The sequence below is a fragment of the Prevotella sp. Sow4_E9_plate genome (assembly GCF_052116205.1).
GTDB lineage: Bacteria > Bacteroidota > Bacteroidia > Bacteroidales > Bacteroidaceae > Prevotella.
Genome location: NZ_JBQKLN010000016.1, coordinates 42,882 through 69,337 on the forward strand (window position 1 = coordinate 42,882; position 26,456 = coordinate 69,337).

Consider the following 26,456-nt stretch of genomic DNA (forward strand, 5'->3'; position numbering starts at 1 on the left):
CATTCCATTTTAGTGTCATACTTGTTGGGTATATAAATTAATAATAAGAATAACAGGAGAAAATCCGATGAAAAATTTTATGAGAAATTATTCAGAGAAGCTACAACAACTACTTTGCCTGCTGGCATGTGTGCTGATGATTGCGGCTGTCAGTATCCGAAGAGACGGCAAGGTGACCGGATGCTATGTGAATCAGCAACAGACGGTAGCGCCAAAGACAGAGCCAATGGCTGTGCTTGAAGATGGTTCTGTACGATTGAATACTACAGAACTAGGAAAAGACATTGTAGGCTACGGAGGCATAGTGCCATTGGAGATTACCTTGCAGGATGGCAGGGTAAAGAGTATCAGAGCACTTGCCAATTCTGAGACTCCCGATTTCTTTACTGAGGCTTCTGCCCTTCTTACTAAATGGAATGGGCAGACTATAGAAGATGCACAAAAGATGAAGGTGGACGCCGTGTCTGGTGCGACGTTCTCTTCAAAGGCAATCATCGGAAACGTGCAGCGAGGTCTTCAGTATGCAGCCAAGAATCCTGTAAAGACATCAGTATGGTCAGAGTTTGATTTCTCTGCCAAGGCTATAGCCGGAATAATTGTTGTGCTCATGGCAGCCATCGTACCGCTGTTCATTAAGAACAGACGATATAGGATAGCTCAGCAAATCCTGAATGTCATAGTGCTTGGATTCTGGTGCGGTTCTTTTCTGAACTATACATCAATCATCAGCTATATGTCAAATGGCATGAACGTAGTGGCATTGATAGTGCCGGTCATCATGCTAATCACGGCATTCGTATTTCCTCTCTTCGGCAAGAAATCATACTATTGTACGCATGTGTGTCCCTTCGGTTCTTTGCAGGAACTTGCAGGAAAATGCGTTGGATATAAAGTCAGAATGAAACCAACGACAGCCAGACGACTGGATATGTTCCGCCAGATTCTCTGGGCCATACTCATGCTGTGCTTGTGGACGGGTATATGGTTCGACTGGATTGATTATGAACCCTTCTCTGCCTTTGTATTCCAGTCGGCATCATGGATTGTCATTGCCATCGCCATAACCTTCGTGGCACTCTCTACGGTAATTATGCGACCATACTGTCGCTTTGTCTGTCCTACAGGTTCGCTCTTGAAATACAGTCAATATTCTATTTTAAAGAAAAAGAAATAGAAATAAACCGGTCATTAGAACGCATGATAAACGATGCATTCTGACGGCCGGTTTTTGCTTGGTATGAACTTTCAAAAATCAAAAATATGCAGAATCCAATAAGTATCATGCAGAGGATATCAAGAAGACACCTCTCTTCATCTTTGTCTGCGCTGATACCACCCGTATGGCAGAGGGACAGGGCAAGGAACTCTGGGTACAGGATTTGTCGGCAGTTTCCGAGAATATTCTCCTGGCAGCTCATGCCATGGGATTGGGAGCCTGCTGGACAACCATCTATCCTATCCAGAAGAAAGTGAATGGCATTTCCAGAACATTGAATTTGCCTGGCAATCTGATTCCGCTGAATGGCATCATCATCGGTTATCCTGACGAGCCGGAGCAGCCAAAGGATAAGTGGGACACCAAGAAGATTACCTACGGAAAACCGAACTAGGGAATACCTAAAAATGATGATTTTTGAAAGCGGCTTTGTCTGTTACAGAATTATTTTGTAATTTTGCGCAATATTATCAAGGATATAACAAATATAATTATGAAGAAAAGAACATTGTTTTTAGCAGCAATATTAAGTATGGGAATGGTTAGCAGCATGATTGCAACAACCAGAAGCTCACACTCTGAGGTAATGACCAAGGAAGCTGATGGTACTTACATCATCAATACCACCACGTTGTGTAAAGACGTAAAAGGATTTCGTGGCAATACGCCCCTTTCTATCTATATCAAGAAAGGAAAAATAGTAGAGATTAAGCCGCTTGCCAACAAGGAGACTCCCAACTTCTTCAATAAGGTAAAACAGGGTTTGCTCAACAAATGGAATGGCATGAAGGTCAGCAAGGCTGCTACTGTCCAGGTAGATGGCGTTACGGGTGCCACCTTCTCCAGCAAAGCCGTAAAGGAAAATGTAAAGCGTGGCATTGCTTATTACCAGAAGCATAAGTAGGGAAAGGATTAGGTGACAATACTGCGTTAAATTAACATTTAATCGTCTGTAAATCAATAACTTATATTAAGAAATGGTTATGAAAACTTAACTATTAAAAGTTGGTCAAGTCGCTGATTTTCAGTAACTTTGTAAATCACAACAAATACAATATTACATGAATACAGGACTTGACCAATATATGGATATCTTTAAAGATGCAGTTGAAGATTCTGCTGCAAAGTTAACAAAAAGTTTCGAGAAAAAGGTTCCTGCACATGAGATTTGGGCAGGTATTCCAGCCAAGAAGGTGAAGGCTTGCGCACCCGGACAAGCCGAGGAGTTTGCCAAGCATTATTCCGGATACATCAAAGGCTGGTATCTTAAGGAAGATAAATAATCACTTTATGATTATCATAAAATGAGAATAAAACGCCATTTTTTATCTTTTATAGAAGATAAAAGCAAAATATTTAGGATTTTCATCCTTTATAAAAGATAAAAATCGTATATTTGCAGAAAATTTCATTTATAAGTGATAAAAATATGGCAACTATTATTCGTCAATCATATATCGACAAGATAGAAAAGTATCTTGGAAAGGAGACCATCATCGTATTAGTAGGTCAACGTCGTGTAGGTAAAAGCTGCATGATGAAAATGATTCGTGACCGCAAGAAGGCAGATGACAGCAACAATATCATCTTTATAGATAAGGAGAAAAGAGAGTTTGACAACATTCAGACCTATCAGGATCTCAACGACTATATCGGAGAGCACTTTTTATCTGATAAACATAACTATATCCTTATCGATGAGATACAAGACATCAGGGAATTTGAACGCTCCATCCGAAGTTATCGTACAGAACCCAACACCGACATTATTATCACAGGTAGCAATGCTCGCATGCTGAGCAATGAACTGAGCACTCTCATCGGTGGCAGATATAAGGAAATCTATATCCAATCGCTGAGCTATAACGAGTTTCTGGAATTTCATCAACTATCAGATAATGACGAAGCACTTGCTCTGTACATTCAGTATGGTGGCCTGCCTGGTCTGGCAAAGATAGGGCTTGAAGAGGATGATGCACGTGAATATCAAATGGATATTTACCATACCGTCTTACTTAAGGATGTCATTATGCGCAACCAGATAAGAAACGTGCCATTCTTAGAGAATTTAGTACGTTTCCTCGCAGACAACACCGGTAAGTTGATTTCCGCCAACAGTATCGCCAAATATATGAAATCACAAGGCGAATCTATAACGTCCACAGCTATCATCAATTACATATCCTTCCTTTGCGAAGCCTATATCCTGCACAAGGTGAACCGCTATGACATCCACGGCAAACGTATCTTTGAAACCAACGATAAGTTTTATTTTGAAGACAACGGCATTAGAAATGCCATTGCCGGGGGAACACGTGAAGGAGACATCGAGAAAGTGATAGAGAATATCATCTATCAGAACCTCATACGCTTGGGCTATCAAGTATATGTAGGACAACTGCAAGCTGGAGAAATCGACTTTGTTTGTACCAAGCCAGGCGGCGAACGCATCTACGTGCAAGCTTCCTACATCATAGCCGACGATGCAACCAGAGAGCGTGAGTTTGGCAATCTCCGTGCCATCAAGGACAACTACCCGAAGTACGTTATCTCCATGACCCCTCTGCTCACCAAAAATGATGATGACGGCATCACGCACCTGCATCTACGCAAATTCCTGACAGAAGGAATATAAATAACAGGAATTTCTCAGATTGGGCACACAGTGTGTTCCCAATCTGAGGATTCTTTTATTCCTCCCCATTCAGACATTCGCCCGTCTCATAACTCTTCGTCATATCCTTTAAGATATCAATCATCTCCTGCCTCAAGCTCTCAGGCTTCAGTACAATGATATTTCTGCCATGCCACAACAGTTCCTGAAGGAAATCACGGCTGGGGCGAACGGTGAGGGTATATTCCCGATACATTCCGTCTTTCGACTCCTTCACTTTCTGCTGACTCTCGTGCAGCGGAACCTCCTCGATATAATTGTATTCCGGATAGAAGGCACGGATGCGGATTTTCTCCACGGGCACATTCTCCATCCGATAGATGCCAAAGCAATCTTCATAATAATTCTCTGGAGTCAGGAACTTCTTCAACTTTGCAGGCAACGGATGCTTCTCGCAAATAAGCTTCAGGAAACTGATGCGGTCGAAAGGAAGACAGCGAACGAGTTTTCTCACATCTTCCTCTGCACTTGAATTGGCTTTCCCTTCGAACGCCGAACGTTGTTTCTTAAATCCCACAACGTACCATCTCTGCTTGTAGTATCTCACGAAAGCCGGTTGTAGCACGATATCGCTCTCTGCTCCGAACCCCGAAACATACTTAAACTTCAGCAGATATTGCTTATCAATCGCTGCAAGAATATCATCCAGATATTCCGTGTTGTATGGCGGCGTATCAAGCATCACCTTGTTATGAAATTTCAGCATATCACCAAGCGAAGCCAACCGCAGGGAACTCAGCATCCATTCCGTCACATCATCATTAGCGATCGGATCACGCTTCAGATAATACCGATAGCCGTCGCTCTTGTCGCATTCCACAGTAATGCCAAACTGCGACTGGATATTTTCACGATAACGATGAAAGGTACGTTTGTCCAGCTCATCCTCATCCTGATTAGCGTTGGCATCACGCCACTCATTAGCAATCTCCTCAAAGGTAAGATGCTTACGATCCAAGAGGCCTATCAGCCAACTATAGAATTTTACACGATTGTCCATAATCTCTAAAAATCTAATGAATATTTACGAGAAATGCCTAAAAAGAAAAGGAGAAAAGATAGCCAACAAAATGGTAATGCTAAATGCTGGCGTTTCTGACTTTTGTCATATACCAATGCGCGATACACTTGTGCCCGATGCTTGAAATGAACTGTGAACAAACTCGTCTCTTTGCATGAAACACATGAATTTTTAATAATGCTAACACAGACCTGTTGCCTGATGTCAGTTTCTTGCTGCCTCTATCTTTTCTCCGAAAATTTTAATCTACTCAATGAAAATTTCAATCCTCGCTCCATTATCGGGACAAGTCTTGCAAATCCACCAAATCTACAGTCCAGTTCAAACTCTGAATTTTCAGGTCGAGTTCCCGATACTGCTTGGCATAGGTATCAGCCTCCTTGCGAAGAACCTTTATATCTATGGTTCTAACATATTTCAGTTCGTTTCTGCCAAAGCGAGTATCGTTGGCTGCTACGTAGTTCACCACCTCTTTCAATGCCTTGACACGCATCGACAAGACGTCTCTCTTGGCTATCAATCGAGTCAAGGAGTCTCCGTCCTGAACTATCTGAACGTTGGTGATGTTGATGCGATAAATCAAGTCTTCCAACTGGACGAGTGCTTCATCCAGTTCCTTGTACAGTTCCTCCACGTTATCGCAAGGTTCATCGCCCTCCTGTACCTTGGCGCTCTCCTTGATACGTTCTTTCAGTTGAGCCACTTTCTTCTGCAAATCGGCTCTGATGCTCAATGCTTCTGCTAACTTCATAATCTTCTATTTTTATATATGACGTTCTAATTTTATTTTTATTGCATCACAAATTATTTTTCACCTTTCCAAACAAGGCACACCCTCAGGCCAATGAGGGTCATTCTCGTTTACATCAGGATAATGAATATCTCGCTGCTCTGACACGCTGCGCTCATAATTCAATTTCACATTAATAGTGAAATCATCCATACGAAGAATGTCTGGCAGGCACCAAGGCTCATGAGTATGCAAGGCATGCATCGCATAACAGATACACAAATGGTCGTACGCCTTGTTGTGCAGATAGCCTTCCGCCCACGACGTGCCATCGTCGAGCGTATCAGTCAACTCTCTCAACGTATCCTCTTCGTTGCCGAAAAAGTTGGCAGACGCACCATTCACGATGGTATCCATCTTGCAATGTCCTGTACTGAGCAACTCATCTGTCAGATGAATCATATAGTCGAAGTCGGAACCGTAATAGTCATCATTCTCCAGATGCAAGACCGAGTCTTTGTCAGCATACTCGAATCGAAGCGTACTGTCCAAGTCGTAGCAGAAACGGTCGTCCACCTTATATGGCGAACGGTAGAGCGTAAGCCAAAGGTTACGGCACTGCTCAAAACACTCCAAGGTGAGCTTGTAGAGTTTGTCGTTCAACTTGCTCAATCGTTCCACCTCGGCAGCAGTAGGATGAAGCATCATCTCGTCGAGCGTCACCTCACGAAGCCCGAGCAAATCGTCCAGCAAATCCCGCTCCGTATCACTGAAGTTACGGAAGAACCAACCTGGATTATTATCCTCACAATTCACCACCTTCTTGATACGACGTTCCACATCTTGTATGATGGCACGCTTATCCTCTATCGTAGACTTTTCTCTTATAAAGTCTACAAATTTGAAGTTAGGCTCCGAACTATAGCTACGGTTGTTCTCAACTTCATCAATCAGTTTTTTCCATTCCTTTTCCATTTACTTCCTCTTTAAAGATTACGTTTCCTTTTTTCCATTGATACACCTCTCGCTCATACTGCAGCCAGACATGTACATAGAAGTCATCCATGCGGAGAATGTCTGGTAACGAATAATATTCATGACTATGTAACGAGTGCAAGAGATGGCAGATACAAAATCTGTCGAAAGCCTGATTGTCGAGATAATCCAAATTCCAGTTGGTCCCATCATCAGCCACCAAAGGTTCACCCACATAATACCGCCCACTATCCCTAAAATTGCAATGAAAATGGAGCATATACTCGAAGTCTGAGCCATAATAGTCATCATTATCCATCTTGAGGACGGAATCCTCATCATTATAACAGAAACCTACGTGTTCTTCTACATCATAGCGGTCGTCGTCAGCTTTCAGATGAGGAGAATGCAGTAAAGACTGCCATAGGTTGCGCCCTTGCGCAAAAGCATCCTTCGACAACTCACGGAGTTTGTCATTCTGATGTCCCAAACGCTCGATTTCTTCCTCTGTAGGATTTAACATCATCACATTGAGAATCTTTACCCGAGTACTCCAAAGGGAATCAAGCACCTCCCGCTCCTGTTCACTGAACTTACGGAAGCGGAAACTCTTGTCCGCATCATAACGGGCAATCATCTTGATGCGACGCTCTACTTCTTGTACAACTCTGCGTTTGTCCTCATCCGACGCTTCGCCCACATACTCCATCAAAGCGAAGAAAGCCTCCGTTTCAAACGGATCTTTCTCAATTGTATTGATAAGTTGAATCCATTTTTCCTTCATCTTCACCTACTATTTCACCATTACTAACTTCTATTATCTTATCATCGCCAAAGCTTCCTCCCCGTATCTTGTAGGGAGAGTTTCGCTTCAACGTCTTCTCCAAATACTCCAAGTCCTTGGGACGAAGGTGAGTGAGAGCGAAATCCACCTCATTCAGTTGCGACTGATTGCTCAAAGCGAGATGCTGAAGATTGTGACACATGAAGATGTCCAAGCGACGCAACTTGTCGTTCTTACTCAAATCCAAAGACACCAAATCTTCGGATCCATCAATATGCAACTCCTCCAAGAGAGGATTGGCAGAGAAATCCAACTTCTCGTTTCTTATCGCGCTGAAGTCGATGAACTCCAGCAAAGGATTTTTGCTTACGTCGAGCCATTGCCCACCATATCCCGAATATCCCAGGATACGCAAGCTAGGACATTCCGTGAGAATCACATCAAAGGTTTTCACCTCGAACATGCCACAGCCATCAAATCCGATAATGGCATCTTCCTCTTCCGAGCAGATGGTAATGGTATAGTTCACGCCCTTCTCAGGATAGGAATGACCAGCCTTAACCCAAGTCAACTTCTCAGAATTCTGTTCCTGTTTGCCTGTCACGACCTGTACCCTTCCATCGCCCCATGCAATCCCTGCCTTGCTGTTTTTCTTCAACATCAAGTGCAAGCCTACGGTTTCCCCCATTGTCCAGTCCAAAGTCTGGATATTGATTGTAATCTGTGCCATAATTCCTTGTTTTATGTTTACAGCTGCAAAGGTACAGGTCAGGTGTGTCAAATCGTGACGCAAGCGAGAAAATTATCTCAAAAATCTTTGTATCACCTTGTACCAATAGTCCCAGGAATAGCCTACGGAAGGATGATTCACCACAAGAGCCTTAACATGCTTGCCACCAGGCATCATGTAGAAGCCATTAGGCACCCAAGTGCCTTCCACTTCCATGTCATTGCAATCCACCCAGTGAACATCAGAAATTTGCTCTTGGCGCCAGTGACCGCCAGGTAAATTGTTCCAAAGCCTCTTACCCCATACAATGATGTACTGAGGCTGATACTTTTCGATGACCTCAAAGAAAGCCTTCCCAGCCTGGTGATATTGCTCGGCAGTGCCAGCCTCGCGAGGGCCACCCATTGCCACTTGCAGATAGTTGAAGAAGATGACCGAATTCCAGATCTTCAGCCTCATTGCTTGATTGGTCTCCTCTCCCACTAACGAACGCTCAAACTTCAAGAAAGTCCGCATCCAGTTTTGCCGTTCCTTATTCTCATTGAGATAATCATCAAGCACCTGCTGCGTAAAGTTCATACACTCCCGATGTAGCTGGCAGTCGCCACAATCCGTACAACTCTCATCACAATAATGACTCTCGCCCAATATCATGATTCGCTTGCCGAATATCCCCCCGTTGGCATAATCCTTGCCAACGAAAGGCTGAAAGAAAATGTTGCTATTCATATATTAAAATAATGAAACTATCCAATCATAAGCCATGGTTCCCAAGCAAATGGCCCACGAAATCACCACATAAATCAACCAGCAAAGCACTACGATGAACACAGCCGTCCAGAATGCCTTCTTATTCACCTTATTGATAATCTCCTTATCATCCTCGATATACCCGGTAACCAATCTCAGGTTCTCTACATACGAACGTTTGAATACATCCAGCACATCACCTATATAGAAAGGTATGGCACCAATCAGCACATCCATCAAGATATTATAGATGACAGCCAAAGTCAGCGGAATAGACTTAACCACACAAAGACTGTAATAGATAAATAGGAATGCAAACACGCTCGTCAAAGCATCACCGATACCGGCAGGAAGGATGAAACCAAGGATAGGATCCAAGAACCACTTGTCCATATACTTCGCCGTACCTACCATCAGACGATAAGATGGCATGTTCATCATCTTCTCACGCTTTGCAGCTTTTTTATCAGCCCTCGCCTGTTCTTTGGCAAGAGCCGCCTCTCGCTTTTGATCTTCTTTTGCGAAATCCATGCCCAAATCAGCCTGGGCCTGCTGTCTTCTTGAACTTTCCATACGCCTTATAATTCTATTTGTTTCTTACCATTTATAAATTCCATGAACTCCTGTTCCGAAAGAGAGAAACCGCTCAAGTCGCTCATCAACTCCATAGCTTGCTTACGTTCCTCCTCACTACCAGCCAGATTGATACGCTTGAACACCTCACGAAGATAAGCACTCTTGTTGTCTATCTTAGCCATTTCACGCTTAAACTCATCAGCATGTTTCTTCAACTCCTTATCGTATGCAGCCGAAGCCAAGCTACCACTGAGCTGCTGCGCTTTGAGCTTAGCGAAACTATCAAACAGAGCAATACCTTTCTGTAAGGATTGTTCCATAGCACCAGTTAACTGCGCCAAGTCTTCCTCGCTATACTCAGCAGGTTTGTTCTGTTGTGCGGTCTTGCCCTCTATCTTCTTATGGTCTTTCGTGTATGCTTCCACTCCATCGAGCAAATTCTTAGCCATATCCTTGTCGGCATGAAGATTATCTGCCAACATTCCTGTAAACAGAGAAAGGTTCTGCTCCACATCAGCAGGAAGTTTGGCTGCCTCCCTATAATCAGGAATATCGACCGTATGCACCAACTTCTCATCAATCTTGCTCTCCATGATTTCACGTCCGAGTTTCAGCATGGCAACCATATCACGAAGATGTTTCAGCATCTTCAGCTTCAAGTCGTCAGAGCAAACTATCTTGCTTCTGATCTCCTTAGAAACCTTATCCAGTTCACTGGAGAGTTTGGCATACTCATTTTTGATGCGGGTTTGTTCCTCACGATGCGATTCCAATTCCTCCTTATCCAACTTCAAATCTACCTGATAGCTCTCGTATTCTCTCACAAGTGGGAAGCATACCGCATTCCATTCGGCGAAGTCGCGATAGTAGTTCTTGTTGGCCATACCAAAGGTGATCCAGTTGACGAGGAAGAAAGGTTTGGAAGGCTTCTTAGCCTTCGCTTCCATATAGCTTCCCTGCTTAGACTCCAAGGTGGCGGTGATGTCATTAATCAGCGAGGTATAGACATCGATGTTCTGAAGATGGTCGTTCATTTCCATGTCCAGCGCCTTCATCTGCTGAAGCAGACATTTTCGTTGCTCCTCCAATGGACGAATAGTCTCATCCGCATACAAAGCATCAAGCGTCGCCTTCAAGTCAGAAGCCAACAGTTTTTCTCCATAACGCAAGAACACATTCGCCTTCGGGATTACCACATCATTGAGCGTTTTGCAGATTACCAACAATCGTCCCATATCAGCCTTGATGCGAGTGGCATCATGCTTCACGCTGGTTTGGAAAACTGATAAATCAGACTTCAAACGATTAGCGCGTTCACTTGCTCCCATATAGTGTTCGAGCATCGTCAGTCCTGCCATCGCCAATCCCAATGACTTGTTGCCGTTCGACAAAGACTTATAAGCCTGCAAAGAACCCTGCAAGGAAGTACGGAAACTATCAGAAATCTCACCAATCAAAGCTGCACATTTCTCCGTGAGCTTGTTATATTCCAGCTCCACATACTTAAGCATCTCGTCCACATCCAGCCACTCTATTCGCTTGAAGTCGAACAGATCAGGTGAAACCATCTTAATAGAGTCGCCATAGATATCAATCAGTTTCAGGGCATAGTCACGATAAACCGTCCCGATATCACTACGCAAGGAGGTAAAATCTTCGATGTTTCCACGAACGCTATCCTCGGCATAGTGATAAGCCTCCACCATCTTGGTATATTTATCAAACATGGTAGACGCCTTACTTCTCACATCTTTCACGCCATTCGTACCCATGACAATATCAGCCATCTTCGACGTTCCCTTAGCAAGAACCAGGTTAAGGTTCAATTCCACTTGCTCTTTCAACTGCTCCAAAGCAGATGAAGACAACGCCAGTTCCGTCTCGGCAATCTTCAAAGCCTCCTCCTTGTTGCCCTGTTCCAGGCTGTCATTCAACTTGTATTCAGCCACAAGGGTTGTACGTGAATTATTGGAAACAAAAGCAATGGCGATATTGCCATTATCATGGAAATATCTGTAGGCATCAAATACCAGCTTACTCACCTCCGAGGAATCGGAAGCTATACCATACTTTTTCAGTTCAAAAGCCAAATCTGCACGAAGATACGTCTTGTTCTCCTTGCAGAGTTCATCAGCAATCGTCTTGATTGCCTGATATACTTTTTGATTATCAGCCATACTGTTCATCGTATTTATATTAATTTATTCTTTATCACTACCTACAAATACCGATGCCTTCATAAAAGAGAAGGTTGCATCAACGAGCCAACCGATGCACGAACCTACTGTAGCTATCCACCAGGCAACATGATAACCTGTAGTACAATTGGTTGCCTTGAAAAGGACATCGCCGTTAAAGAGATGCCTCACCAGATTAGGCAGGAAGAACAATCCATGCGCCAATCCAGCTTGCCATCCATACAATTCCGTACCATTGATGTTGACAAACAATACTGCTGCCACTATAGCAACGATTGGTCGCCAGGGTAGGAACATGAAAACCATTACAAGAAACCCTATAATTTTATTCATTTTCATTACACTTTATTTATGCTATGATTTCATCTATACAGACAATTATCTTTTAGATACATCTTGTTGTTTCTAATCTCAGTTGGAGTAAGTTTCTCTTTACGATAATCCTTCAAGGAATCCTTCTGCACCTGAAATCTACTCGTTTCCACAAAAATCAGGCTCTTGTGAATCCTCGTCTTGGCACGTTCCTCCATCCATTCTCTGCCTTTAGCGAGAGAAGACATATACCAATATCTCGTCTCAGCCCAAGCATTCCTTGTAGGTTGCACAGTACCATGAATGAAGTAACGATAAACGGGAAGCGAAAGACCGGTTAGCCAACAAACCAGGACCGAATCCCCCTTTGCCATTAACGTCATGTCCGACAGCATCTGTTGCATGGTCATTTTCTCCGACTTCCGCCAAAGCATCCTCTTATCCATATATTCATTCTTCTCTGCCTCCTTCTTCTTTTGCCAATAGCCATGAGGGTTCAAGAAGAACCAATAGCCAAATAATACTACCAGCCCGGCACTCAATACCGCAGCCAATCTACAGACTCTTTTTCTGATGTTCTTTTCCATTGTTACATTACCTTATATAGTTATACATTTGATTTCGGCTGCGAAATAACTATATAGATATGTCAAATGGTGACAGAACATCAAGAAAAAAGTATAAAACACATAGATTACTGCTATTCATTCTATTTTTCCAATATCTTTCGTCCTTTTTCTGTTAGCATATACTTCTGCTTTGGGTGCTTTGGATTATCAGGATATTTCATGGAAACCAATCCTTCTTCCAATGCTGGTGTTAAGTATTTATACAAGAAATTCACCCTATCCTTCAACATTAAAAAAGACATGATTTCTCTAACAGAATACTCTCCATCCTTCAATATTCCGACAAGTTCCAATACTTGTTGGGTACTTGTTGGGTACTTGTTGGGTACTTGTTGGGTACTTGTTGGATTGCTATTTACCAACTGTAGGTTAACACCATCACAGTTATATTTAAAGACTACAGTCACGAAATTACCATCTGTTTTGAATTCTGGCGCAGGTAATCCAACACGTTTACATTCATCTACCATCGTACCAATACCACGTCCCCAACTTTCAAGAATCTTGCTCTTATAAAGCACATTGGCAATGATTGGATTTTGAGGTTTGGAATCATGCTCTTGCATCAATCGCTCAACGGGTAAATCTGCCGGAAATGTTCCTGTATTGGTAACCTCTACCCTATCATCATAAATAGCTATGCTGACAGAACTACCAGGATGATGGTACGAACGATGGCAAAGTGAATTGATACAACATTCACGCAAAGCCTTGTAAGGAATACTCAATTTTTCTTCTCGACAAAGTCCATTTATCTTCCCAGACAAAGAAAGATGCTTAAAGAAAAAAGCCATTGCTGCATCAAGCAAGATATAAATATTACCTTGCGCTCTTTGGTTATCAATAAACTCTTCTTTGGTAGTTCCCTTAAAACGTGCCATTCGCAAAAGACATTGCGGATAGTCATAGAAATCCACGCCAAACAACACAGCTGCCGCATTATTCAAATTCCCATCACGAAGCAAACCAAACTTCCTGAGAATCGTAGGTATTTCTTCCCGAATAGTCACTTCTGGAAGACGACCATTTCTTATACCCTCACGTACTGCACCAAGAATGGCATTCTCATCAAGGTCCGATATTTTCAAATCGGGATTGACCATTGCTTCCCAACCATATTTTCCACCACGTTGCATCAACAAATGGTTATATTGCTCTTGCGGCATTACCGTAGTAGTACTTTCTATACGAAGATAAGCCCTACCTTTGTAAGCGAAAGGACGCATAAAACGTTGTTTTTCCGCATTGACAATTATAACAAACTTATCGGAATTTGGAATCCGGACATAGTTTATTTCCAAAGACACAAAAGGTTCGATACGATTAATAGCCTCAGCAATAGCACGTTTTGTACTATCAGAAACTTCTTGACCTACAACATTTCCATTGTCCTTTACTCCATAAAGTACAATACCACCATCGCCATTAAGAAAGGCACATAAAGTTTCCATCGAACGGTCTAATTGACCTGTCGATTCTTTAAACTGCAAATTTTTACTTTCTTTTAAGGCTATAAGTGCCTCTATTTCTTGATATTCCATTCTTTTTTTATTTAACTAAGGAAATACCCAACTCACGATATGATGAGGTGGAGTATCCTTCTGCAAATGTAGTTATTATCAAGATAACCACCAAATTTTCCGGAACATTTTTAACTGCAAAGACCAAAATATGACAGAAAATTAAAAAATACTACCAGCACGGCACTCAATACCGCAGCCAACCTACATACTCTTTTCTTGATGTTCTTTTCCATTGTTACATTACCTTAATATAGTTATACATTTGATTTCGGCTGCGAAATAACTATACAGGTGTGTCAAATGGTGATAGAACATCAAGAAAAAAATATTGAATGGTTGTGTTTGCCAGAATCATTGACAAAATTAGTGCACTTACCTTTCTACAATATGTAAACTTCACCAAACTTCGTTATTGCGTCACCTAAAAATAGGTATTGAAATGATACAAATTATTGTTTATCAACCAGTTACAAATATAAAAATATTTATTCAAGCCTAAAAAGCCTGGTGGATAGGTATGCCATCCACCACACTTAGGGCATTTCACTGGAGCTGTATACTAGGCAACAAAATTAAATTTTAGAGATTGCTCTACCACCGGCATGTTTACACAAAGCATGATAATACCAATCTACCAATATCAACTTATTAGTACCTTCTATATGATGCCACGTATACGATCCAAGGTCCCAAGTGATACCTTTGTCCCCCAACTGTTTTGTAGCTAAATCTCTATCTTTTTTGCTACTTTTTGTCAATCCACCTTTAATTTCTTCTATTACAGGAGTTCCATCAGGATAAGTTTTAGCAGCCTTGGTAAAATCAGGCAAACCATTATCTCCATAAGTTACTCCACCAGGATACTTTTTATCCAACTTTATGAGTTCTTCTCTTGTAACTATCGTTCCATTTAAATTTATTTTACCACCATTATCAATCAATTTTTTTTCCAATTCAGGATTAAGAGCTGGATTTGCATAAAATGTAGAACCCGCATATTTATAGTTAGGCGGTAAGTTTCCCTTGTTAGTGCGTACAATTTTAGACAAATCAACTGTTTTTCTTTGCGATTTCTCCCATCTCATTATATTTAGCTTCGGGTTTTCTTTTATTAACTGCACCAAAGCTTTATTATTGGACATCTCGGAAAGTAATTTTGTATATTTTTTTTTAGACAAATGAGAACCATACTTTTTTAAAAGAGTCGAATATTCTTCAGCTACAAGTTTTGTGGCCATTTTCTTCTCCTTAGCAGAAACTTCTTTGACCAACTTTTGAACACCCTGATTGTAGCTCTCGTCATAAGAACTTTTCTTTAACAAAACCTTCACCGCCGACTTCTCCGTATGAGCAATTTCCTTTTTTGCTCCAATCATGCCATAACGAAGAAGTGAGCCTAGTTCTTTTTCTTCTATTTCTTTCAATAGATTCTTGCGTACAGCACTTCTTACAAGCTGCTTTGCCGATGCTTTCTGAACATAATTCTTACCTATTTCCTCTGCACCTGACTTAAAGGCATCTTTCAGCATTGATTTGTTTGCAGCCTCTATTCCTTCCTTTGTAAGGACTTTTGCCTCGGTTCTAAACAGTCCTTTAGTTCCTTTATAGACCGTCTTTACCAATTGTTTTTGTGCAAAAGAAGAATATGGCAAGACCATTAAAATAGATATAAGAATTATTTTTAGAATAAACTTTTTCATAGATTTTCAGATATTATATTATACAACTTATCGCTATTCTCATCGATATTTCTAAACACTCGTTCTGTATAATATTTCAAATATGCCTGACGTATTTGGAATCCTATATTTTCCATGCAAGCATACTTTATAACTTCTTCAGAATCAAGTTTTTGGGATTTAATATCATCTAATGTAACCTTTACATCATAAAGAAAATTGCCTGCATCGTATGCCCACGACACAGCAGTACCGGCACCACCTGTAAACACTCCTAAAATTGTAGGAGCTACCCAATCCTTTAAGAAGGAAGTGGTCATCTCCTCCTTTTCCTTTTCAGTAAACTTCTTTACTTCGCGTACACACTTTTTAGCCAACAACAAATCCATTGTTGCCTGACTTATTCGCGACTCGCTCTCAAATTCCCCCTTACCTACAATGTCAATATAATAATTGTTCCTTTGTTCAGCCAAAGAATCTAAATATGTATTAATATACTTTGCTACACATTCTGTGTACTTATCATTATCTATATTATCATTCCATATTTTTTCAAAATCATCAGTCCCCGTACCAAACCAATATTTAAGTTTTCTCCAATTCATAAAGCCACCCGCATACTTGCTCATCACCTCACTCATATCCACATCGAGCAAGGAGTCTATTTCAACCTGCATAGCAGGAATCATATAATCAACAAAGGCTTTCTTCTGGGAATTGGCATTTTCCTTTATTTCTTGCTTTATGTTTTCAAGATAAACCTTTCTTGCATTATCATACAAAGGTAATAACGCAACATTAGCAGGAGTATTTTCAATAGTTTCTTTTACTGCTTTTATTGTGTCAAAACTACATTGTCCTATAATAGGGACTATATTGTCTGTATACAATGTATCCAAAAAAGGATATTGCGAACGATTATCTACAAAAAAATGTGCTCCTTCTGTAGGAGATAAGTCTGCAAGTTTGCCAATAGCTTCCTCTTGAGTTAATTCTATATCTTCCGTAGAAGAGGAACTAAAGTTACAAGAAGAAAAACCTACTAGTACAATAAAACAAATAAATAAAGTTTTAAATTGTATTTCTATTACATTAACCATAAATAAATATATGTTTGGACTATTCCTTTTTTAAAATTAAAAAGTATTCATTTTACTGCATACTTTCTTTTAATCAAATACACTTCTCATCTTCTCTAAACGGAACAACTAACACACATCCGATGCGCAGTAAACAAACAAATCTATATCCATCCAGTCATTGTTTCGTGCTACGCATCGGACGAATCATTATTTCCTCTTCGAGAAAATATCTATCAACTTACCAATAATACTCTCAGAGTTAGGACAAGGATCTTCAAATATCTTGCCCCGTCGTCTAAGCTCATCTAAGATTTTGCTATTTTCATTCTCCATATTTATTTTTTTATATTTTCAGATTAAATATCAAACGTACTATGGTTCTCTATGGCATTTTTCACACTCTTGATATCAGCTAAAGCTTTGAATGGACTTGATTTTGCCAAATCTGTTATTGCATTCAACGATACTGCCAAAGCTTGTACATTACCTGTGGCAAGGCATTTATCTACAATCTCAAATTCCTTAGCAAACAACATACGTCGTTCATCAAATGTCTTGTCAAGATAGTTTTGCAAGAATTCTCTCACAGCATCTATCTGATGTATTGCCACTTGTGCCCTTGCTCTTATTTCAGCTCGCTTGGTTCTCTGCTCCTCACAAAACTTTGCAACTTCAGCAGATTTATCTATAAAGAACTTGGTCATCTCCACCATCTGTGCAGGACCAGGTTTTCCATTAGACACAGAAAGCATCTTATTATTAATAGAAGATGTTAGACCATTAATGAACTCATCATCCTTTTCCGACTCTCTTCTGTAATCACTTACACCTTTATCGTATTGTCTCTCAGGCATAATTTCATAAGAGTCATAATGCTCTTCAGAACTATTGTCAGTAATTTCAGAACATTTCTTACTTCTTACTTCGGCAAACATCTCCCTAAACAACTGTATATAGTCTGCACCTTCTTTATGCCCAATTTCTATCAAACATTTTTCGATATCATCCAATTGTTCGTCATCAAGCCAATTAACAAAATCAGCCATCATATTATCATAATCATTTGACGATGCAGCTGCATTAGCTAAAGAGTGAGCTATCGGACCCTTAATTTGATCTGATACATATTTATTGTTTATAGGTGCCCCCTCAAGTCTACAATTTACCAAATACGCAACAATATTACGTATACGAAACATCAGATCTTCCTTATACTTAACCTCAACCTGATATTTAGAGCAGATGTCTCCGACAAAAGAGGCAGCTTTTTCAGAAACCATACGGTTTACTACCTTTTTGCCAAATACATTCCATGCTATCTTCATATAATCAGAAACAGACTTTCCCATATTACAAGTTTTTATTTAGTATCTTTTGGGTATTAGCTAAAGTAACAGAAGACTCATTACTAAGCATACCGTTCTTATCAATCAAAGGAACCTGAGCTATTTCACTTAATGATTTAACCAATAGAGAAGTTTCTCTAAAAGTATTCAAATAATATTCATCCTCTATTTGGAAGTCATAAATTAATGGTTCCAAATAAAGCAACTTGTCGTTTATTCTTTCACAGAGTCGCTTCATTACAGATTCAAGTTCAATGGCCCTTTGGTTGATTGCTTCCATAGCAGCCCAACCTAACTTCGCCTTTGCCCGTGCCTTTTTCACCTCTTCCAAATACGCAGTGGCTTCCGTATATTTTTTAGAATAATATGCCGATGCAACAATTCCAGCAGCAGCTAAAGCAAACACTCCCGTAGTGGTAGCTGTAATCGCGCCAAGTACAGCCGAACCTGCAGCCATTCCACCTCCACCAGCAGCTAATGATCCGCCTCCCAACCAAGCCAATGTTGCATTTGTAGCGGCAGCACCAGACAAAGAACTTATTGCAGTACCAGTACTTGCTGCCCCAAAAGCCATTACTGCAGACGTAGTAGCTGCAGGTACTCCACATAATGCAATTGTTGCTACACCTGTAGAAGCCACTGCTATTTTTCCAGCTGTGGAAGCATTCATTTCTATAGATTCTAAGGTATCTATATCTAACTGATCAAGATTTATCTTACCACCAAACTCATATTCTTTATCCTTATAATTATTTCCCATAACCTTAAGATAACCTAAAAATGGAGAAAGACAAGTCTTCAGAAGTTCCAATTTTGTCTTACCAAAATCCGACAACACACGGTTGGATTCTTCTCTTCTTCTTCTGTTTTCCTCTTCTATATTAGCAACCATTCTATCAGCAAGTTCCTTTGCCTCTTTGGCCTTTTTACGAGAATCATAAGCCTCATAACCTGTTACAACTCGTCCTATTTTACCCGCACCCTTCGCTACATTTTTGGCACCCTTTGTTAAAGATTTAGCACTATCACAAACCTCATTAAAAGTTTCATCAATACAATCGCCAATAAAAGAACTTGTTGCATCAATGGCCTTATCGGCTGATTTAGCCAGATCACCAACAAAGGTACCCTTCATTGATTTAGAAATAGATTTTAATAAGCCCATATCAATATTGTTTTTTAAGTTTTACATTGCCATCTATTGAATACACGATGTATTCTCCTTCAAGTACACCTTTTTTATAGTTACCTTGTATATAAGGATGGCCATTCTTAAAATAAACGATGAAAGGACCATCTGGAACATCATTAATTTTGATCTGTTCCTTATTGGTTTCCCCAGTTGGATAATACACAAAGCATTCTGCAACCTTGTCATTATCTTGAAATTCACCTTTACAAGCAATCGCTCCATTATCATTATATTCAACAAAAGGTCCGATTTTCTCACCATTAACCCACATAATTTCAGACTTAACCTGCCGATTAGGATAATAAGTGATTTCTTGACCATTCATCACTCCATTTATCGTGACATAGGTACGACATACGGACTTATCATTATAGTATTCTTTATGTTTTATCGGAACATGCTTCTTTCTATAGAAAGCGAAATAATAAATAAGTAACGCTGTGCTGATTATCACAACACAGATTATTGAAATTGTCAATATATTCATTCTCTCACAATAGTTTTTTAGTCCAACTTTATAAATTCAAAATCATTCTGATTGCAGCATGCTTTCTTATAATCGAAAGCATAGATGCGCATGTAGGCTTCTTGCACCTCCTTGGCTCCATTGTAAAAAGGGGTGGCGGTGTGCTGCATGGTTGTTACTGTCACTACCATATCGGGAGTGAGGACGGTACCGTTTGTTAGCTTCTAAAAGCTTTAAGTGAAAATGCCGATTAACCCAGTATTTACTCTTATTCTTCCTAAAAATCCAAAAGTTCCTGTGACGGGTCGTTATACAATTCCACAAACTTCTCAAAATCGTCTAATGGTGATTTTGTAACAATCGAACTTATACCTTGTAACGAAGCAAGAATTAAGTCTCTGTCATTTGAAGCTACAGCCTTGTCTAACAAATCGTAGTGCTTTACCAAAGCCTTATCACGTTCCCCAAACGTACCTTCTAAGAATGATTGGGCTGTTTTGAATTTGGCAATTGTGTTAGCTATTTCAACTTTACCCCATTCTTGCATTTGTTTAGTACGTTCTTGGGCTAAAATACATTCCGTGAACATGCCAGCGATATTCTGTGCGGCATCAATAGCACGTTCTGACGTATGCACTAAATTCGACAAAGACTGTCCGACTTCTTGCACTTCACCAATTATATCATTGTTTTGTTCTAAACTCACAGGATATGCTTCTTCATTTGAAGCATATTCTGCTATATCATACGAATCACTCATAATTATTTATTTTTTAATTTTGAATCACTAATAATCTTGTAGTCCTTGGTTGCTTTAGCAATGGCTTGCATATCTAGCATGGTTAAGGGCTCGCCGTTTTCAAGGCATTTCTCCCGCAATGGTTCGTAAACAGCCATAAAGCCCTTGTTAGCTTTGGCAATGGCTCTGATTATCTCTATTGCACGCAGAGAACTTGCCTTTCCTTCTTCGTAGCCTTCGGTCATAACCTTTATGTTCGAGATGAGGTTTTTCTGGAATTCCGTATGCTCTTCTACCAACTGTGTGTGTTTGTCAAGCTTATCCAGCAATGCGCCCCCAACAAAGGTAAGAGCTGCTGCACCCATTGCCATCTTAGGATTGCTCTTCATCCATTTTCGTGACTGTTTGTTCCTCAGAGCATGAGTAAACATGTCTACGGTTTTGTTGATGTGAGCATCCAAATCCACAGAAGCATCATTGATTGTTACTTCTTGCAAATCAAACGATTGCATCGAGACATCTATGCCGTCTTTTTGCGTAGCTAACGTTCGTCCTCCATTACTACTCCTCACAATATTGATGAGTTCTGCACCCAAGTATATATTGCGGTAAGCATATGCTCGTACATAATCCAACCAATAGTTTATCTTCTTGTTGGAATCAGTTATTTCCTCATACTCGTACTTAGCGACATCATACAGTTTCTTAAGCTCGTTCGATTTATCTGTCAGTTTCTTCTCGTCTGTCCACAATCCGCCAAACGTAGATGTTTCTTGTCCCTGTACATATCCAAGTTCAGACATGACATTAGCCAGACGGTCGTCATCAAGCATAGTTTTTATCTCCGATAAGTCTTGAGACATCTCCGCATCGTGTTGCTTAATGAATGGTAAGTCATCTTTTCTCAACAAGTCAGAATCACCCGTAGATGCTGATTTCTGAATAATCTCTTGGTAGTAGTTATATACCTCATCCAACTCTGTTTCAGCACGCAATGAGTATGTGTAGAAGAAACGTAGTTTAGCATCATAATATCTTTTATTCGCAACAATCTTGCTCACAGGATCATTTTTAAGCATCGCCTTATCGTTCAGATCAAACAACTTCTTGAGTTCCTCACCAAACTCAATATAAGTATTCCTTGTTATGGTATCCTTATTTAACGGAATACTCAAGCCTACATTCAATCCATCATAAAGCGCATCCTGTACGTTGGCAAGTGCCGAGGCTACTTCTCGTTCCTCCTTTGCGTTTTCTATAGACAATCTGCTCTTTTCATTTCTGTAAACCTGCAAATCCTGTAAATATTTATTATACTTTTCTTTTTTTCTCTTAACACTATAATATCTCCATGCAAGTACTATAAAAACTATTATCGGGTGAATTAGTATTGCGATCAAACTAATTGCAAATACGATATTGAACCATTTTGAGAAGAATTTTGGAGCCATCTCTACTTCTTCTGGCCTAACCAACTTAGACAGCACACCTTGGGTATTGTCGTTGTTGGATGCAAGGTCATTATATCGTTCAGACAAAGTTTCAATATTAACGAACAGTTTCTTCATCTGTTCACTTTTAATCTTCCAATCAATATATGGCTTGCCGTTTTCGTCAAGGAAAATAGACCTATATACTTGTTTCTCTTCTTCAAATTCAGGAGATACAGTTGAACCGTAAAGGTAAAGCATTCCTAATCGTCGCAACTCTTTTGAGCGTTCTTTATCACACTGCAACAATGTAGTACCATGAGCATATCGTTTTGACAATTCAAGACAAGCTTTGCCATCACATTCCTCTGCCAATAATTGAAGATCCTTTGTTGAGAGTTCCCCATAATTAATATCATCAGGCTCAGACGTACAACTAACCTTACATCCATTTCTGACCAAAGCGTCTTTCAATTTAATTGCCTTAATAGCATCATCTACATTTAACTGGAAAGGACAAGAGGAAAATAAATTCTTTATCTCCGGGAGGTCCATATCCAAATGTTCCTTAATTATCTTTATAATTTGTAATTTACCCAAACCATAATCCAATACTGTTATTATCATATATCAATAGATTTTAATCCAACTTTTTAAATTCAAAATCATTCGGATTGCAGCATGCTTTCTTATAATCGAAAGCATAGATGCGCATGTAGGCTTCTTGCACCTCCTTGGCTCCATTGTAAAAAGGGGTGGCGGTGTGCTGCATGGTTGTTACTGTCACTACCATATCGGGAGTGAGGACTGTACCGTTAGAGCGTTTAAGGCGCTTAGGCTTTACTTGAAATACCTTGCTCATAATCATTCAGTTTTTAAAGTTCATATATATAACTGTTCCTGCTTTTCTGCCGAAACAGCTAGTTGTTTACTTTCAAGAGGTAAAGATTATGCAAACGAGCGCAATGAAAGCTTGCTTTCAAATTGCCGAGTGCAGCTAATCTTCTGCAAAGATTATGCAAACCGAAAGCAGAATCATCAAGCTTGCTTGAATGTTATGCTGAGGTGCAGCTAATCTTCTGCAAAGTTAAGAAAAATCTGCGAACTAAACAAGTTCATAATGGCTCATAAGCGAAAAAAGATGGTGCGAACCCCTACTTTCTTCACTTCCTTGCAAGTTAGGCTCTGGTAAAACCCGTAGAAAAGAAAATGTGAAAGAGGAATCCACACCATATGACGGTGTAGACTCGCTCAAACAAATTCTCATTCTTTCTACGTTTCAATTTACCAGATTTCAACCTACAGAACTGAATAGTTTGCTCGTGTCCACAAGATTATCTTGTTTCTCTGCATCATAGCGACTTCAAGCAAGGACTTTCACCTGCCCTGTCACTAATACAATGGCAAATTTAGTAAAAATCTGATGAACCACCAAACGTTTAACAAGAAATCTTATGGATTCCTCTTATATTTCACATTTCAGGGACTCCACTCCCTCCTTCTTCCTGCCTTCATACCTTATTATATATAGAGTGATTGTAATTTCTGGCGCAAAAGTACAATCCGGATGCGTCAAAAACTGACATAGAAAGAAGAAAAGATGAAGAAGGAAGTTCAATCCCTTAAAAAAGACTAAAATATTCGCAAAAATAGCGAATGTTTATAATTAAGTATTACCTTTGCATAAAATAAGTTGCACCTCAGCATAACAATCAAGCAAGCTTGTTGTTCTGCGTTCGGTTTGCATTATTTTTGCATAAGAAAAGCTGCACTCGGCAATTTAAAAGCAAGTTTTCATTGCGCTCGTTTGCATAGTCTTTGCAATCAATAAATTATTATAATTATGGAAATAACATTTGAGGAGGATTATCTCCGAGAATTATATTATGAGGGAAAAGCGCATAATAAGAAATATCGCTTCCAACCTCAAATCATTAAGAAGTACGTTCGAGTTATTGACCTTATGGCATCCTTGAACAGTACAGAAGATTTTTATCGCTACAAAGCCTTACATTACGAAGCTCTTGTGGGTGATAAGAAAGATCGTGAATCTGTTAGAGTCAATGACCAATATAGAATAGAGTTTCACTCTGAAGTTGTTGGCAACGAAAAACAAATCACGATATGCAATATATTAGAATTATCAAACCATTATAAATAAAAAACAGCATTATGTCAAACTTAGGTTTTGGTTTTTACCCAACTCACCCTGGTGAGGTTTTGAAAGATGAATTAGAGGAGCGTGGCATTTCGCAAAGAAAATTTGCGGAAAGCATCGGTATGGGATATTCCGTACTTAACGAAATTCTGAATGGCAAACGTCCTGTTACCACAAATTCAGCTCTGATGTTTGAGGCTGCATTGGATATTCCTGCCGATTCTCTCCTGAAACTGCAGATGAAATACAATATGCATACTGCCCGAAAAGATAATGCTTTGGTAGAAAAGCTCAAGCAGATTCGCAGAGTTGCAGCCATGTTATAAAACAGAAATGCGTCCGCACAATACGGCCGCATTTCTGTTTTTGTAAAGTTACCACACAACAACTGCTATGCGATTTGCTATAGTATGTTCCTAGAACCGGAATCCGAAAAACATTCTTACTCGCCATTTGTTTCTCTTCACCTGCAGGTGATCCTCATCTCCTGCTACTGAGAAATTATAAACCGCAGTGGCACCGGCAAACTTGTTGCGCCAGGAATACACGGCTGCACCTCTACCGGTAATGATGGCAGACGGAAAATGATATTTCATGCTGTTACGAACGGTTGGGATTTCTGTATCACTACTCCCCTCTTCTGCTTCAGCCCTCATCTTGGTATAGTCATGCGAATACACCGTGATAGTTGGCAAGGCTGACAGATGGAACAGCAGATGAGAAGATGGAACGAGATTATATCCATAGCCTGCACCGAGCGCCAACTCGTTAAGACGGATGGTCATTCCCTTTACCTTCGTCTTGGAACCGTCAAAACTGGCGCCTACCATCCAACTTCCGGCACTTCGCTTCTGAATGTAGCTCTGGCTGAAGGCTGCCGGGAAGGAGAATTTGCGGTAGTTGAAGGCATAATAGAAATTGAGATTCAATGCCTTCTGCGAGATTTCTCCCTTATGGATATCTATCTCGCTACCTCCCATTTCCTGATGACCATGGAATGTCTTGGACGAGAGATAGACCACATCAAAGCCATAGCGGTTGCTATAGGAATTGAGGTTGAACTCGTAGTCCTGATTCTTGCCAGCCAACTTGGCTGGGTTCACAGCCAAGCCAAGTCCCAATCCCCGGTAAGCCACTGCCATAGAGAGGGTTCCACGGCAGTCTGCCATCACCTTGGTATGCGTTTCCGTTCCATCCGTCTTCGCTGTAGTTTCCAAATCAGCTCCCGAAAGATTGCCTCTTAGTTTAATGGTCCATCGGGCATTTGGACGGGAGATGTAGGTAGTATCATACTTTATCTTGTAATAATTGGCTGCCAGCAGTGAATCTCCTCTGAACAATTGGCGGTCGTATAGGCTCAATCGTCTTTGAATCTTGGCATAATGCTTCATGAACCTTTGTTTTTTCTTCTCACTCATTTTGCTCTTACCCAATTCTGCCATGAGAAGAGAGTCGCCCCATTGGAGCATACGTCCCCTATCAGCAGACTGTCGCAACTGGAGTCGCAGGCTATCTGCCATCATCAGTAGTTCTTTCAGCTTCTTTCGAGGTTTCCTGTTCTGTCCGTTCTGGGCAATAGCAGGAGCAAGTACTCCCATAGAAAATACCACCACAAGAAATGATGCTTTCACCATCACCATTGACCCAGTTTTCATTTTTCGTCTATTCATCTTATTTATCTTTCTTTCCTATTCCGGTACAAAAGTACGGCAAAACGTCGAAACAGAAAAGGAAAAAAGCAAAAAAAATAAGAAATAAAGAAAAGATCAAAAGAATTGATTTTTCGTAGAACTTTAAAAGAAGATAAAAATCAGAATCCGAAACCGTGGTTTCGGAAACACAATCACCTCTAAAACAAATAAAAAAACTTAAATTAGCAAATAAACAAGCTGATATTCAGGCATTTTTATTAACTTTGCATTCGAAACCGCCATTTCCGAAACAGCGGTTTCGAAAAATAACATCAAAAAGAAACTGTAAAATTATAGAAATATGAAGTTCTTTGGAAGCAAAATGAAATAAAAAGATTCGCTACATAAACAAAAAATGCAGACGCATTTCTGTATATAAACTTACCGCACAACAGGTGGATGACGAGTGCACAACAGCTGATGGACATTCGCACAACAGCTGATATGCAAGCGCACAACAGCTGTTGTGCGGTTCATGATAGTAACTTTTCCAACGACATATACTATCTCTTCCAACAACTTATCCTATATCTTCCAACAACTTATGCCGGTACT

General features: G+C 40.2%; 26 protein-coding genes and 2 pseudogenes. 7 read left to right on the forward strand and 21 right to left on the reverse strand.

The window, feature by feature from the left end:
• The first annotated feature begins 79 nt into the window (after positions 1–79).
• The 5 genes and pseudogenes from ACTQ53_RS08220 to ACTQ53_RS08240 all read left to right on the forward strand — a co-directional run bounded on the left by ACTQ53_RS08220 (position 80) and on the right by ACTQ53_RS08240 (position 3,851).
• Positions 80–1,174, forward strand: coding sequence for an FMN-binding protein (locus tag ACTQ53_RS08220; RefSeq protein ID WP_441932694.1), 1,095 nt, complete (start codon positions 80–82; stop codon positions 1,172–1,174).
• Positions 1,175–1,277: 103 nt separating this feature from the next.
• Positions 1,278–1,610 (forward strand): annotated as a pseudogene (locus ACTQ53_RS08225) (nitroreductase family protein); the annotation flags it as partial.
• A 99-nt stretch (positions 1,611–1,709) separates the two neighbouring features.
• Entirely contained in the window at positions 1,710–2,120 is a 411-nt protein-coding gene (locus ACTQ53_RS08230) for an FMN-binding protein (RefSeq protein WP_441932695.1), read from the forward strand.
• A 157-nt stretch (positions 2,121–2,277) separates the two neighbouring features.
• Entirely contained in the window at positions 2,278–2,499 is a 222-nt protein-coding gene (locus ACTQ53_RS08235; RefSeq protein ID WP_441932696.1) for a hypothetical protein, read from the forward strand.
• A 146-nt stretch (positions 2,500–2,645) separates the two neighbouring features.
• A complete protein-coding gene (locus ACTQ53_RS08240) occupies positions 2,646–3,851 on the forward strand; it encodes an ATP-binding protein (RefSeq protein ID WP_441932697.1) in 1,206 nt (401 codons plus the stop codon).
• A 55-nt stretch (positions 3,852–3,906) separates the two neighbouring features.
• On the opposite strand, the gene ACTQ53_RS08245 is transcribed toward ACTQ53_RS08240, so the two are convergent.
• From ACTQ53_RS08245 to ACTQ53_RS08340, 20 genes and pseudogenes are all read right to left on the reverse strand, one after another.
• On the reverse strand, positions 3,907–4,890 hold the full coding sequence (locus ACTQ53_RS08245) for a helix-turn-helix transcriptional regulator (protein WP_441932698.1): 984 nt from the start codon (positions 4,888–4,890) through the stop codon (positions 3,907–3,909).
• Positions 4,891–5,188: 298 nt separating this feature from the next.
• Positions 5,189–5,662, reverse strand: coding sequence for a DIP1984 family protein (locus tag ACTQ53_RS08250; RefSeq protein ID WP_441932699.1), 474 nt, complete (start codon positions 5,660–5,662; stop codon positions 5,189–5,191).
• Positions 5,663–5,722: 60 nt separating this feature from the next.
• On the reverse strand, positions 5,723–6,616 hold the full coding sequence (locus ACTQ53_RS08255; RefSeq protein WP_295025576.1) for a hypothetical protein: 894 nt from the start codon (positions 6,614–6,616) through the stop codon (positions 5,723–5,725).
• Positions 6,588–7,400: a hypothetical protein gene (locus ACTQ53_RS08260; RefSeq protein WP_441932700.1), complete on the reverse strand. Its 813-nt coding sequence runs from the start codon at positions 7,398–7,400 to the stop codon at positions 6,588–6,590. Before ACTQ53_RS08260 ends, ACTQ53_RS08255 begins: the two co-directional genes overlap by 29 nt.
• Complete coding sequence (locus ACTQ53_RS08265) at positions 7,363–8,130, reverse strand: hypothetical protein (RefSeq protein ID WP_441932701.1); 768 nt, start codon at positions 8,128–8,130, stop codon at positions 7,363–7,365. Before ACTQ53_RS08265 ends, ACTQ53_RS08260 begins: the two co-directional genes overlap by 38 nt.
• Positions 8,131–8,202: 72 nt before the next feature.
• Positions 8,203–8,859, reverse strand: coding sequence for a hypothetical protein (locus tag ACTQ53_RS08270; protein ID WP_296971564.1), 657 nt, complete (start codon positions 8,857–8,859; stop codon positions 8,203–8,205).
• A 3-nt stretch (positions 8,860–8,862) separates the two neighbouring features.
• The gene (locus ACTQ53_RS08275; RefSeq protein WP_441932702.1) at positions 8,863–9,453 is read right to left on the reverse strand and encodes a DUF4112 domain-containing protein; all 591 of its coding nucleotides are present in this window, start codon (positions 9,451–9,453) and stop codon (positions 8,863–8,865) included.
• Positions 9,454–9,458: 5 nt separating this feature from the next.
• Positions 9,459–11,633: a hypothetical protein gene (locus tag ACTQ53_RS08280; RefSeq protein ID WP_441932703.1), complete on the reverse strand. Its 2,175-nt coding sequence runs from the start codon at positions 11,631–11,633 to the stop codon at positions 9,459–9,461.
• A 24-nt stretch (positions 11,634–11,657) separates the two neighbouring features.
• Positions 11,658–11,987 (reverse strand): hypothetical protein, encoded by a 330-nt coding sequence (locus tag ACTQ53_RS08285; RefSeq protein WP_441932704.1) that lies wholly within the window; start codon positions 11,985–11,987, stop codon positions 11,658–11,660.
• 29 nt (positions 11,988–12,016) lie between these two features.
• Positions 12,017–12,553 (reverse strand): hypothetical protein, encoded by a 537-nt coding sequence (locus ACTQ53_RS08290; protein WP_441932705.1) that lies wholly within the window; start codon positions 12,551–12,553, stop codon positions 12,017–12,019.
• Positions 12,554–12,675: 122 nt separating this feature from the next.
• On the reverse strand, positions 12,676–14,136 hold the full coding sequence (locus ACTQ53_RS08295; RefSeq protein WP_441932706.1) for an ATP-binding protein: 1,461 nt from the start codon (positions 14,134–14,136) through the stop codon (positions 12,676–12,678).
• A gap of 554 nt (positions 14,137–14,690) precedes the next feature.
• The gene (locus ACTQ53_RS08300; protein WP_288282542.1) at positions 14,691–15,818 is read right to left on the reverse strand and encodes an HNH endonuclease; all 1,128 of its coding nucleotides are present in this window, start codon (positions 15,816–15,818) and stop codon (positions 14,691–14,693) included.
• Positions 15,815–16,897 (reverse strand): hypothetical protein, encoded by a 1,083-nt coding sequence (locus ACTQ53_RS08305; protein ID WP_288282541.1) that lies wholly within the window; start codon positions 16,895–16,897, stop codon positions 15,815–15,817. The genes ACTQ53_RS08300 and ACTQ53_RS08305 overlap by 4 nt, the downstream gene beginning before the upstream one ends.
• Positions 16,898–17,235: 338 nt before the next feature.
• Positions 17,236–18,228 carry a hypothetical protein gene (locus ACTQ53_RS08310; RefSeq protein ID WP_288282540.1) on the reverse strand — a complete coding sequence of 331 codons (993 nt, stop codon included), beginning with the start codon at positions 18,226–18,228 and terminating at the stop codon, positions 17,236–17,238.
• Position 18,229: 1 nt separating this feature from the next.
• Positions 18,230–19,390 (reverse strand): hypothetical protein, encoded by a 1,161-nt coding sequence (locus ACTQ53_RS08315; protein WP_288282539.1) that lies wholly within the window; start codon positions 19,388–19,390, stop codon positions 18,230–18,232.
• Position 19,391: 1 nt separating this feature from the next.
• Entirely contained in the window at positions 19,392–19,742 is a 351-nt protein-coding gene (locus ACTQ53_RS08320; protein ID WP_288282538.1) for a hypothetical protein, read from the reverse strand.
• 179 nt (positions 19,743–19,921) lie between these two features.
• Positions 19,922–20,089: pseudogene (locus tag ACTQ53_RS08325) on the reverse strand (DUF6140 family protein); the annotation flags it as partial.
• Between the two features lie 71 nt (positions 20,090–20,160).
• Positions 20,161–20,643, reverse strand: coding sequence for a hypothetical protein (locus ACTQ53_RS08330; RefSeq protein ID WP_288232426.1), 483 nt, complete (start codon positions 20,641–20,643; stop codon positions 20,161–20,163).
• 2 nt (positions 20,644–20,645) lie between these two features.
• Positions 20,646–22,679, reverse strand: a complete 2,034-nt coding sequence (locus tag ACTQ53_RS08335; protein ID WP_441932707.1) for a hypothetical protein — start codon at positions 22,677–22,679, stop codon at positions 20,646–20,648.
• Between the two features lie 13 nt (positions 22,680–22,692).
• The gene (locus ACTQ53_RS08340) at positions 22,693–22,914 is read right to left on the reverse strand and encodes a DUF6140 family protein (protein WP_040552952.1); all 222 of its coding nucleotides are present in this window, start codon (positions 22,912–22,914) and stop codon (positions 22,693–22,695) included.
• Positions 22,915–23,895: 981 nt separating this feature from the next.
• On the opposite strand from ACTQ53_RS08340, the gene ACTQ53_RS08345 reads away from it, so the two are divergent.
• Complete coding sequence (locus ACTQ53_RS08345) at positions 23,896–24,213, forward strand: type II toxin-antitoxin system RelE/ParE family toxin (protein ID WP_119235769.1); 318 nt, start codon at positions 23,896–23,898, stop codon at positions 24,211–24,213.
• A gap of 11 nt (positions 24,214–24,224) precedes the next feature.
• Positions 24,225–24,536, forward strand: a complete 312-nt coding sequence (locus ACTQ53_RS08350; protein WP_119235770.1) for a HigA family addiction module antitoxin — start codon at positions 24,225–24,227, stop codon at positions 24,534–24,536.
• A gap of 90 nt (positions 24,537–24,626) precedes the next feature.
• On the opposite strand, the gene ACTQ53_RS08355 is transcribed toward ACTQ53_RS08350, so the two are convergent.
• Entirely contained in the window at positions 24,627–25,880 is a 1,254-nt protein-coding gene (locus ACTQ53_RS08355) for a DUF4421 family protein (protein ID WP_412458943.1), read from the reverse strand.
• Positions 25,881–26,456: the final 576 nt, after the last annotated feature.